The organism is Microcoleus sp. SVA1B4, from assembly GCF_036700545.1.
Classification (GTDB): Bacteria; Cyanobacteriota; Cyanobacteriia; order Cyanobacteriales; family Microcoleaceae; genus Microcoleus.
Genome location: NZ_JAUBPB010000076.1, coordinates 20,220 through 31,884 on the forward strand (window position 1 = coordinate 20,220; position 11,665 = coordinate 31,884).

Below are 11,665 nucleotides of genomic sequence, written 5' to 3' on the forward strand. Positions count from 1 at the left end.
TTACTCAAAATCCAGCACCAGTCCCAAATTTGCCACCAGCACCGACAATTACTCAAAATCCAGCACCAGTCCCAAATTTGCCACCAGCACCGACAATTACTCAAAATCCAGCACCAGTCCCAAATCTGCCACCAGCACCGACAATTACTCAAAATCCAGCACCAGTCTCAAATCTGCCACCAGCACCGATAATTACTCAAAATCCAGCACCGGTCTCAAATGTGCCACCAACACCAACAATTACTCAAAATCCAGCACCGGTCTCAAATGTGCCACCAACACCAACAATTACTCAAAATCTAGTGGTTGCGCCTGCTGCTGCGCCGATAAATCTCGCGCCGACACCGGAGCTCGCAGCCAACCAGCCACCCAGCACAAATCGTTTATTTTCGCCTAGCTTGCAAGAGCAAAACCAGATATCTAATTCCTTGCAACAGCGCATTTCACCTCCCGCGTTTGGGAATCTTGAAGCTTCCAAGTTGCCCACTAACGTCGGCGCAGTTATTTTTCCCGTCGAGGAGAGATTTACCAGTGAGTTTGTCGATTACCTAAATTTGCCATCAACAAATACGATCGCCACCCTAGAAGATGCCCAAAATACCCTTCGCAGTGTCCAACAAGCCACAGGCATCAAACCAGCTCTCATTTATATCAGCTTTGTACCCAGGGGTTCTACAGTCGATCGGCCTTACAGCAGTTCCCCCATCTTGCGCGTAGAACAGCAAATTCAAGCCTCTGACGAACTGGAAATGATGGTGATCACCCCGGAAGGTGTGCCCGTTCGCCAGCGCGTCCCTGGAACCTCTCGCACCGAGGTAATGGAAGCTGTTCGGAAATTTCGCGATGAACTGACTAATCCGGTAAAGCGCAACACTAAAAGTTATTTGCCGTTGGCTCAGCAACTCTACCTGTGGATGGTAGCGCCGCTCGAAGCAGAGTTGCAAGCCAAAGGCATTGAGAATTTATCTTTTATCTCAGATATGGGGTTGCGATCGATACCGATGAGCGCCCTGCACGACGGCAAAGGCTTTCTGGTAGAGCGTTACAGTGTTGGCTCGATGCCGAGTCTGAGTTTGACGGATACCAGCCTCGCCAATTTCAAAAATACCCAAGTTCTGGCAATGGGGGCGTCGCAATTTCCAGAGATGAGTCCTTTACCTGCGGTGGAAATAGAAGTATCGACAATCACGCCGCAGCAGTGGCCGGGTAAGTCTTTCTTGAACGAAGCTTTCACCCTGGCAAATTTGAAATCGCAGCGCCAGCAGTATCCTTTTGGGATGATTCACTTGGCTACTCACGCCGAATTTCGATCGGGAGCCCCTAGCCAATCCTTTATTCAGTTGTGGGATACTAAATTGCGTTTGGATCAGTTGCGGCAAATGAATTGGCACAGCCCGCAAGTTGAAATGTTAGTTTTGAGTGCTTGCAAGACTGCTGTGGGCGATCGAGAGGCCGAGTTGGGCTTTGGCGGGTTAGCCGTGCAAGCCGGGGTTAAATCGGCTATGGCGACTCTTTGGTATGTCAGCGACGAGGGCAGTTTAGGATTGATGACGGAGTTTTATGGGCAGTTAAAAACTGCTCCGATTAAAGCAGAAGCACTGCGGCTAGCGCAATTAGCGATGTTGCGGGGAGAAGTGCGAATTGAAGGGGGGATGCTGCACACTTCTGTTGGCAATCTGCCGTTACCCTCGGAATTGGTAAACACGACGAGTCAGAATTTTTCTCATCCTTATTATTGGTCTGCTTTTAGAATGATTGGTAATCCTTGGTAATGAGGTTTGTTTTAGTCGATCGATTGTTGGCTAATTGTGCAGGAGTTCGATCTGTGGCGTTGGGGAATATGGGTATAATCGATCGCAATTTAGAGCGCTCCTTCGGCGTTTTTGCGATCGTTTCAAACCTGACTTCAGCAACGCCCGCCGATCATCTAATTAAAGATATGCCACAATCTGAAGAGCCTGTTTGTAACTTTATTTAAATAAAGTGCGATCGCCTCGGGACAGGTTATAGTATTATACCGAGAGTCATAATTAAACAGTGCTGCTGTCAGCCCTCTATGAGTGGCGACTCAAATATGTTAACTAGAATACATATTCACTATCAACACCGGTATTGAACACATGAGTAAACAATTATACAAAGTTTTTGACGAAGTAGAATTCAAAGCTCAACTGCTTGCTAAATACTGGAATAATTTTTCTACAGAAATTTCTGAACATTTACCCGATACATATCAGCCTGAGATACAAAAGCTCTCCAGTAAATTAGACGAGGCTTTAAGCACTCTGGTTGAGGCACTCCGTAATCCAACTCTGACTCTTGCGACGACAGGAACCACCAGTAGTGGGAAAAGCACTTTGGTAAATTTGTTATGTGGAGCCGAAATTGTCCCCGTAGCCGTAAGTGAAATGAGTGCAGGGGCAGTCACTATCGAATATAGCAAGGAAAAGTCTCTAATAATCCATGAAACACCAGGAGCATTGTGGGAATGTGGAGAGTGGAGAGGTATCAGAGAGGAAAAAATTTATCAGCGCTTATACCAAGTAATGATAAGTTATATCGAAAACCGAGAAAAACAACCGAATTTAGCTTGCCCACAATCTACAATATTTTACCCTTTCAGGCTTGTCAAAGAGTCTAAACTGGAACTACCACAAGGAACAAGGGTAAAAATTCTTGATTTACCTGGTTTGGCCTATGTGGGCGATCAAGGTAACGCAGATATTATTAAACAGTGCCGAGAGGCATTGTGCATAGTCACATACAATAGTGCAGAAACCGATGCACATAAAGTAAAAAGCTTACTGCAAGAAGTTGTACAGCAGGTAAAAGATTTGGGTGGTTCTCCTGCACGTATGCTCTTTACTCTGAATCGGATTGACGTTTTTCGAGCCGACAAAAATTGGCCTGAAACAGAAAATCGCTTTGTTGAAAAAGCTATATGTGATATAAAAAACGAATTGAATGAACAATTACAAGAATATACAGAAGATATTGAGAAGTTACAAGTTGTCAAACTTAGTACATGGCCTGCGCTACTAGCCCTTCAGATCCAAAATAATGATGATATCTATAGTGCTGAAGCTTGTAAAAAGGCAGACAACAATTTTAACGGATTAATTAATGAAGACATATTAGAAGTCCTGCCACGTAACGTACAAAAATGGTCGAGACACGATCGAAACCGAGTTGCTGAAGCATTATGGCAAGAATCTTATGCAGAAGAGTTTCAGCAGCACTTAAAGGAACATATTAATCAACACTTTCCACAGTTAGTAATACCGCAAGCTATAGAACGTTTTAATGTAGCTGCGGGAAATGCTGTATCCGAGTGGGCAGTACAAACAACCACGGCCATTCTTAGCAGTTCAGAAGAACACTACCAACAGGAATGTGAAAAAATATCACACATCAGGTCATCACTAGACATTTTTCTTCAACTGAGCGATGCAAATTTGAGGAAGCCGTTTGAAAAGATAGATGCGAAATTTAAAGAAGTCATAGAAAAAAAGTCAGAAGACGACCTGGTGTTCTATTTACAAAAAACCCTGAAGGAACTTCAAGATGTTGAACCTTATAAGGAATTAGGAGAAAAATTATACCCCCTTTATGGATGGAGCCGAGAATTAAGTAGAGGAATAAATCAAGTTTTAGAATCAGTAGCAGAATCTTTGGAGAAGGGACAGATACTGGTAAAAAACCCAAATTTAAAAAAAGCAGATGATTCACAGGTACAACTTCTAGAAAGCAACCTCAAACGACTAATAAACTTAGGCTACACTGGGTCTGCTGCTAGAGATGGTGAAATAAGAGAAGCAAGAACAGATGAGGATAAAAAAAATCTCGAACTACTAAATCAAGCCTTAAACGACTTGTCTAAGCATTTGAATCTGGTAATGAAAGATATTTTAAAACAAATCTCTAATCAGGAAATAGAGAGGATGTACCAGGCCGTGGTCGAGCTTTTCAATTGTCATTTATCCCATTTAGAAAAAGGAGCAAATAAAGAAGCACCCCACATAATAATCAGGTTTCCTGATTCCCAACTGATACGAGTTAAAAAAGAACTTTCATTTATTAGTTTAAGTTTTGAATCTGGTGTTTCAATTACAGAAGGCAATTGGGAGGAAGAGAGTAGAAGTTTTTGGCACTGGTTATGGTTAGTTCCCAAATACGAAGCACGATGTAGCGATAATGCTACAATTCCTAGCACAGAGAATTTATTAAAAAACTGGGATAGTCAGGTAAAATTAGCTGAACCAGACCTAGTTAAACAAATTGCCAGTTGGTTGCTAGAACAAATTGATTGTTTAAAAAAAGAGGTACATAAAACTCAAAATGATATTCTCGATCGTTATCAAGCTAGACTAGATAAAGCTCACCAAGAAATAACTTTAGATTATGAAAAGCAAAAAAATGTTTGGCAACCTATGGAACGAAAAGCCCAAGAATTAGCAGAAGAATTTGGTTTATTAGGAAAACTCTTAAAAAATGAGGATTAAAATTCAAGTGGCAAATGAGCATCTAGAAACACTGTATAAAGACGTTTGGGAGCTGGTTTACCCCCAGGTAGCAAATGAAAACAAGGGAGTTTTGTACAAGGTAATACATATATTGCTTGAAGCAGAAAAATCAACAGCAGACGACATATGTACTGCTACTGGTATCAACAAGAATGCTTCACTAAATGACGATGAAAGGATTGCTGGCGATCAACTTTTAATGGAAAAACCAAATACGTTTGATCATTATTTTAAGCAAAATTGGTTGAACCAAAGAATGACTAAACTAAATCATCCTAACAATCCAGATATGCAAACAGTTGTTTGGCTTGTGTTTATAGGCAGCCTATTGGTTGGAGTCTTTGCCTGTATCCAATACAGAAATAACCGTAAGCAAAACCTAAGAGGTAATGCCAGAAATCGGCAACCTGATTCTTTGCCGTCACCACCTCCTGAACCAATTACTGCTGCTTTATGTCTTGTTGTTCCAGCATCTGTAATCATTGATTTAAGAGATAAGCGTCCCAATAGTTTTACAGATAACAGTCTAGAGTTCTCTGACCTCAAAACGCTTATAGATAACGCCTCGTATTTTCTATGCACAGATGTTGAAAACGCTGCTTCAAAAGAGCTAGTTTTAGAAATGGCAACAAATGAAGACATTCCAACTAATAGTAACCGAGAAGTTTATATTAGGATTGATATCAATCAGGGGCAAGAAATGATTGACAAAGAAAGCCCTTACATATTAAAAAGAAACCTACCCAACTATGGACAGCGTATTATTCAAAAATACGCTTGTCTTAGAAATTTATCTGGCTTAGAAAACTTTAACCGCATTTAAGGAACCCCAAAATGGATTGGAAAACAGCATCTTCTTACTATGAGGCTCGTCTTAGCGACGCTCTCAACGTGCAGCGACACGCGCTTAACTTGGCTATGTTACCCCAGGCTGAAGTTCCGGCTCGATTAAAAGAGGTACTTTTACAAGAAGCAGAACCTACTCGCCGCCAACTTGAAAGACTCAAAAAGCGCGAGTTTCGCATCGCTGTTGTCGGGCTAGAAAAAGCCGGAAAAAGCACATTCATTAATGCTTGGTTGCAATGTGATTTACTTCCAGCAAAGGGAGGCAGATGCACATTTACAACAACACAAATTTATTCAGTTGAAAACGAGTCTGAACAAAGGCTGGAAGTACAAGCGAGAACCGAAGAAGAGTTTATCAACTTACTCAAGGAACTGGAGAAAGTTGGGGCGAAAGAAGACCTAAATACTATACGAGCAAACGAAATAACTTTACAACAGGTAAGAAGAGAAGGTAATCTGACTTTTCCCTTTACTAGACTCGAAGATATTAGAGAACCACTCAAGAAGTATGTAGCAGATGAAAAGTATGCTCACGCTGTTTTAGAGGCGAGACTTTATACTAACAAGCTTGCTCAGGCTGAAGGAATTGTTTTTTATGATGTTCCCGGTTTAGATTCAGGTTTAGCAAAGCACGTTGACGAAGCACAAGCAATGCTCTCTGACTGTGATGCGGTGATATTGGTACAGCGGTTTACTAGCCTCCGAGAAAAGGAACTAGAAATAATCAAGTTTACCGAACTTGGCGATAAAAACGTCACCGTTGCTGATAAGCTTTTTGTATTTTTAAGTCGGATTGATTCATTAGGTAGTGCAGAGGCGCTTAAAACACATATAGAAGAAGCATCTCAAGACTGGTTAAAGCGTGCAAAGCTTCCACCTGAACGCATTGTATATGGTTCAGCCGGAGCCTATCTAATTTTGAATGGTTTAGCAGGAGAACCGACTAAGTTAGAGATTGGGGATGCAAGTAATATCGAAGCTCAGTTGAAGAGACTGACTGGAATTACCGATGAAGAAACTCTGAATAAAAATGGTACTGGAATTCCAGAAATTAAGGAAAAAATATTTAACTATATCAACACTGAGCGTGTCTCAATTTTAAAGAAAAGATGCGAAGCGTCTATCAATAAGATTTTCAGCAATTCTGAACAGATTTATATTACAGTCAGCAAAAAGTATCCAGAAAATCCTGAAGAAGCCAAGCTATTTGAAGAAAATAATCGGCGGGTTTTATTTACAGAATGGTGGAATCAAAAATGGGAAACAATCAAAGCTGATTTACAAAAATACTATGAATATTCTGTTGTAAACAAATCCTTAGATAGTTCTAATGCTAAGTCATTCACTCAAATAGAAAAATTTAGAGAACGATATTTACAAATCGTTGACAATGAAATGCAGAAACTTAGGGAGGAAACATTTAAAAAGAAAGATACTATCTTTCTTGCTAACTCCAATCCAGAGTTTGACCGCATGAAAGCCAATTTTGCTTGGCGTGATGATTTGTACGGTGATATTAGTAAGCTTCTCTCTGCAATTGCTCATCAACTTGCTTTAGAACTTAAGGATGAAGCATTAAAATTAGTTGAATATATGACAAGTTTATTATGGGAAAGTAATCAAGTAAAACCCAGGCTCATTGAAAATTCAGAGGAATATTTTTTAGCCAAACTAGAGAATAGCTTAAGCGTATTATTTTTACGCTTTGCGCGTCCAGTTGCTGAAGCGCTGATTCGCGGCCCAGTTAATAGTGATACTCGAAATAAAATAATCAAAACTTTAGGGGTAGATATTGAAATTATTGATAACTACTATAGTGGGGAAGAAGCTGCATTTAGGGTTCTCAAAAAATATGTAAAATATGGTTCAGATTTACTATTTAATCCGGAGATTCGGCAACAAGTATTAGGAGTTACAGGAATAGCAACACAAATTGCTGGGGTAGCAGCGCAAATAGTGGGAGATTTTTCTAATGACATAAAATCGCCACAAGAAGAAGCTGTAGTTTTTGAGGTAGGAAATGATATTAGTGCGTTTGAAGAATACTTAATTTATGCAATTTTCAGTGCGGCTGGTTTTGAGTCATACTGTATTCAAGAACTAAAGGGTTTAGTTGATAGTTTCCGAGACAAAGAAGGTACTTGGACTGGCGTTGCTCTCAATGAGTGGTTGCAGGGAAATCCACTTCTGTTTGCTGAAATACCTGATAACTTGAAGTCACAAGAATCGAATTTAGAAGTTAGCGAACGATTGAGGCAATTATCTATTGCTTTAAAAAGAAGTCGTTCGCCGGAGGTACTGTGAGGGACTGAAACTACAGGAAAATAGACCTTTTGCAAAAGTCCTTTTAATGCAATTAAAGGACGGGCTCTCCGGCCCATCCCACAAAAATCATCTTTTCTTGTGGAATGGGCCGGAGAGCCCGTCTTAGCTATTTTTTGCAAGAGGTCTAATTTAACATAAGTCTGCGAGTCCGATCGCCCAAAACATCTTCCACCATCATCAATCCGCTTCTAATCCGCCGGAATCATCCCCGATTGCACCCTTAACATCCTCTCAGCAACGGCGGATGCACCAAAAGAACCCCAAAACCCAGGAAGTAGAGGGGGAGTACGTTTGATGTGTTTGTGCGCGTAAATGGCGCGATCGCCCCCTCAATTGCAATTCCTAACCTCGTATCACTCTCCCTGCGGCAAATTCTCCAGCCAAACCTCTAAATCCTCGATCGACTGAAAATCTAACAATTCCTCTGCTAGAGTTTCAATTTGCTCGATCGACAAATCAGCAATTCTAGTGGTGATAGATTCCGGTAATGTTCCAACTCGCCGATTTAACAGACGGCGATTTAACTGACGTAAAATCAAGGCTCTTCCTTCTTGTTCGCGGCCTTGCACAATGCCTTGCACAATGCCTTGTTCAATGCCTTGCTCAAGGCCTTCTTCCTTAGCTTCCCGATAAAACCGAGTTTCCTCAAGCGTAATTCCTAACATCGCCTCTGCCTCCCTTCGGTTCAAACTTGTAAACTTGTAAACCAGTATTGTCGTCAGCATCTCTATTATGGCGCGACTCGCTGCCTCAGATTCCTCCCGCTGCGATCGCGCCAGCAACAATCGCGCCACTTCCGGCGTACTCGCTTCGTCGATCGTCGTCAAAGCCATCAGCGCCACCCCCAGCGGCAACTGTTCAATCTCCCCCAACTCATCCAAATATACCCGATGCACCTGATTGCAGTTCAAGAGCGATCTATACGGATGCGTGTCTGATTGTTCAGTCGATCGACTCGGATAAATTACCACCGCTTCCCAATCTGTAAATCGCTGACGGTTGCGATAAAAATACAAAAACGACTCACCAAACAATCGCTCATAAAGCAATTCATCCCGCTGAAACTGCACCTCACAGAAATATACAACTCCAGGCTCAGCATCAGGTGGCAAAAACACCCCATCAATTTCAAACTTCGGTTCCTTCACCGCCACGGAGTCAAATCGATACTGTTCCGCATTCGATGGTGACTCTTCCAATAGCTCAAACAGCAGCGTCGGAGCTTCTTGAAATAACTTGTAAAATATTGAATCTCGACGCATTAACCCAACATCTCCTCTAACCTATGCAACTGCTCGAACCCTCAGTCGATTTTAGATTTTAGATTTTAGATTTTAGAATTGACTCGCCTTGATAAATCTCGGAGGTTGAGCTTTGGTCTAAAATTTGGGGAGTCTCCACAACGATTGTCGGGGGCTTCCGTTTTTTTCCTGGTTGCAAAAACAGCAAATGGGTAATCAGCTCAATCAATTCTAAAGGATTCCAGATAGCCCCAGATCAAAAAACATCCTATATTTTCAGTCCTAGACGCACTCCCGACCAAGAAACGGGGTTTTTTACTTAATCTTCGAGTACGAACGAAGGATTTTCCTAAAAAAACCCGGTTTCTGGCCCCCCGCGCGTAAGTCCTAATTTTGTTAATCGGCGATCGAATTTCGCCCATCAGCATTCCGTGTTTCCTTACTTTCAACTCGTCCAACCTCAATCCGTCAGCCAGAATCAACAAACATGACTTGACAAGCGAATTTCAAAGGTGATACCCGCCACGTGATTTATCCGTGGAATCAATCCAAAATCTCAAATCGAAAATCCTCAAGCCCCCGCATTTACCCGTGGGGTCGCCTCTAAAATCTAAAATCTAAAATCTAAAATCTAAAATGGATTGACGGGGTGACACTCGTCTGGTGGGTCAATAGTAGCTTGTTTGATGCGTCCGCGCGATCGCCCGCCCGTACCTCAACAACCGCCAATCACTCATAATTGCCACAAAAATTCAAAATCCCAAACCCAAAACTGCCCAACCCCAGTACGATCGATCTAGTTAGCAAAAATAAGTAAAAACACTACCGGAGTAATTTTTATGGATCTGGTCGTACTCCAGAACTGGCTGGACAACATCTCCTTTGCCGTTTTGTTCTCCACAATGCTCATTTACTGGGTTGGCGCAGCATTCCCCGGCATTCCCTACCTGGGGGCCCTAGGAACTGCAGGAATGGCCGTCGCCAACCTATCCATCGCCGCTTTACTCGGTTCTCGATGGATAGAAGCCGGCTACTTCCCCTTAAGCAATCTCTACGAATCCCTATTTTTCCTAGTTTGGGGAATCACCGCCATCCACCTAGTCGCGGAAAACATGAGTCGTTCCCGCTTAGTAGGAGTAGCCACATCCCCCGTAGCAATGGCAATATCCGCCTTTGCAGCCCTGACTCTGCCCGCAACCATGCAATCTGCAGAGCCCCTAGTACCCGCCCTCAAATCCAACTGGCTGATGATGCACGTTAGCGTCATGATGCTCAGTTACTCAACTTTAATGGTAGGAGCACTACTGGCGATCGCCTTTTTAATCGTCACCCGCGGCCAAAAAATCGAACTCACCGGTAGTTCCTTCGGCACCAACAGCAACCGCAACGGCAACTACCGCCTCCAACGCCCTCAAAACCCCGAACCTCAAAATGCAGAAACCAGCGCCGACAGCGCATTAGTTTTCAGCGAACCCTCTTTCAACTCCAACAATAACGGTTTGGGAACCACCGCAGTCCTCGAATTAGCAACCGTTCAAACCGCATCAACCGCCCCAACTCAAACCGCAGAACTTCTCTCGCCCCAGCGATTGAATCTAGCAGAAACTCTTGATAACATTAGCTATCGCATCATCGGTTTAGGATTCCCCTTACTGACAGTTGGCATTATTGCCGGTGCGGTTTGGGCTAACGAAGCTTGGGGATCGTACTGGAGTTGGGACCCGAAAGAAACTTGGGCGCTAATTACTTGGTTAGTATTTGCTGCCTACCTGCACGCCCGCATTACTCGTGGCTGGCAGGGAAGACGCCCAGCAATTTTAGCAGCCACAGGTTTTGTGGTAGTTTGGATTTGCTATCTAGGCGTTAATCTGTTAGGCAAAGGTTTACATTCCTACGGTTGGTTTTTCTAATTCCTGATCCACCAATCAGCCACAGAAGAACAGGATAAGTCAAAGAATCGGGATTAATATCATCTCCGCTTGTAGGGTGGGCAATTCCCACCTTACTCAACCAGCGAGATTCTAATAATTAACTCCCTCTTCCTTCTTATAACTTCGGTCTTCTTCACATCCGTTACATCCGTTACATCCGTTACATAATCCGTTGCCGAACTTCCTTCATTAAAATAAGGACAATTAATATGGACGAATCGCCAATATTTCCCCAAGAAGACGATGTTGTGTCTGCCCCGACCAGCGCTTTGATGTATCAATGTACATTCAAAGTCAGCGAATTTATGGCAATTATGCAGGCGAAATTGGTAGACGAAAAATTATTTTCAGACGGTCTGGATTGCGAGCTATTACGTGCTGGCAAAGACTGGACAAAAGGAAAACTTAGAATGCGTCTGGAGTTCATTCCGCTCGAACCTGAAATCAAAGAACAAAAAGCCCTTCCTGCCGCTGCCGAAAGATCAGACACCGTGCAAAACTACGCCGTAGATAGCTCAACTCAAACCGATATAGATGAGCCATTAAAGCAATATGACTCAACAGAAATAAGTAATCATTTTCCTATTTCTAGGTATCCAGAACGCGACCCCCAAAGTATAGGAATGTGGAGCTAGGAAGGCAAAGATTGAGAGATTGGGAGAGGGGGATGCTTCCCCTTCTTTGCTGAAAATCCATCCGTTAAATCCCGGACACTGCTCGTTTTCTAAGGAATGAGAATTAAATAACTTCCACAAGTTTGTGGGATGGGCGTCCCGCCCGTCCTTTTTGGACGGGCGGG

The 11,665-nt window shown here is 42.7% G+C and carries 8 protein-coding genes; 7 read left to right on the forward strand and 1 reads right to left on the reverse strand.

What is annotated here, in order from left to right; translation table 11 throughout:
- The 5 genes from QT987_RS25455 to QT987_RS25475 form a co-directional block, all read left to right on the forward strand.
- Positions 1–1,772, forward strand: a 1,772-nt coding sequence (locus QT987_RS25455) for a CHAT domain-containing protein (RefSeq protein ID WP_333245850.1), incomplete at its 5' end; no start/stop codon positions are given.
- Positions 1,772–1,978 (forward strand): hypothetical protein, encoded by a 207-nt coding sequence (locus tag QT987_RS25460; RefSeq protein ID WP_333245853.1) that lies wholly within the window; start codon positions 1,772–1,774, stop codon positions 1,976–1,978. The genes QT987_RS25455 and QT987_RS25460, both read left to right, overlap by 1 nt.
- A 142-nt stretch (positions 1,979–2,120) precedes the next feature.
- Positions 2,121–4,502: a dynamin family protein gene (locus QT987_RS25465; RefSeq protein WP_333245855.1), complete on the forward strand. Its 2,382-nt coding sequence runs from the start codon at positions 2,121–2,123 to the stop codon at positions 4,500–4,502.
- Entirely contained in the window at positions 4,492–5,346 is an 855-nt protein-coding gene (locus QT987_RS25470) for a hypothetical protein (protein WP_333245858.1), read from the forward strand. Before QT987_RS25465 ends, QT987_RS25470 begins: the two co-directional genes overlap by 11 nt.
- A gap of 11 nt (positions 5,347–5,357) precedes the next feature.
- Positions 5,358–7,673, forward strand: coding sequence for a dynamin family protein (locus QT987_RS25475; protein ID WP_333245861.1), 2,316 nt, complete (start codon positions 5,358–5,360; stop codon positions 7,671–7,673).
- A 374-nt stretch (positions 7,674–8,047) separates the two neighbouring features.
- On the opposite strand, the gene QT987_RS25480 is transcribed toward QT987_RS25475, so the two are convergent.
- Positions 8,048–8,956 carry an Rpn family recombination-promoting nuclease/putative transposase gene (locus QT987_RS25480; RefSeq protein ID WP_333245863.1) on the reverse strand — a complete coding sequence of 303 codons (909 nt, stop codon included), beginning with the start codon at positions 8,954–8,956 and terminating at the stop codon, positions 8,048–8,050.
- 818 nt (positions 8,957–9,774) lie between these two features.
- On the opposite strand from QT987_RS25480, the gene ccsB reads away from it, so the two are divergent.
- Positions 9,775–10,845, forward strand: coding sequence for a c-type cytochrome biogenesis protein CcsB (gene ccsB / locus QT987_RS25485; protein WP_333148186.1), 1,071 nt, complete (start codon positions 9,775–9,777; stop codon positions 10,843–10,845).
- 230 nt (positions 10,846–11,075) lie between these two features.
- A complete protein-coding gene (locus QT987_RS25490) occupies positions 11,076–11,501 on the forward strand; it encodes a KGK domain-containing protein (protein ID WP_333245866.1) in 426 nt (141 codons plus the stop codon).
- Positions 11,502–11,665: the final 164 nt, after the last annotated feature.

What these genes read in the sequence shown, in the direction of transcription:
- QT987_RS25465 (WP_333245855.1), top strand. Translation starts at nt 2,121, where the DNA reads ATGAGTAAACAATTATACAAAGTTTTTGACGAAGTAGAATTCAAAGCT.
- ccsB (WP_333148186.1), top strand. Translation starts at nt 9,775, where the DNA reads ATGGATCTGGTCGTACTCCAGAACTGGCTGGACAACATCTCCTTTGCC.
- QT987_RS25475 (WP_333245861.1), top strand. Translation starts at nt 5,358, where the DNA reads ATGGATTGGAAAACAGCATCTTCTTACTATGAGGCTCGTCTTAGCGAC.
- QT987_RS25480 (WP_333245863.1), bottom strand. Translation starts at nt 8,956, where the DNA reads ATGCGTCGAGATTCAATATTTTACAAGTTATTTCAAGAAGCTCCGACG.
- QT987_RS25490 (WP_333245866.1), top strand. Translation starts at nt 11,076, where the DNA reads ATGGACGAATCGCCAATATTTCCCCAAGAAGACGATGTTGTGTCTGCC.
- QT987_RS25460 (WP_333245853.1), top strand. Translation starts at nt 1,772, where the DNA reads ATGAGGTTTGTTTTAGTCGATCGATTGTTGGCTAATTGTGCAGGAGTT.
- QT987_RS25470 (WP_333245858.1), top strand. Translation starts at nt 4,492, where the DNA reads ATGAGGATTAAAATTCAAGTGGCAAATGAGCATCTAGAAACACTGTAT.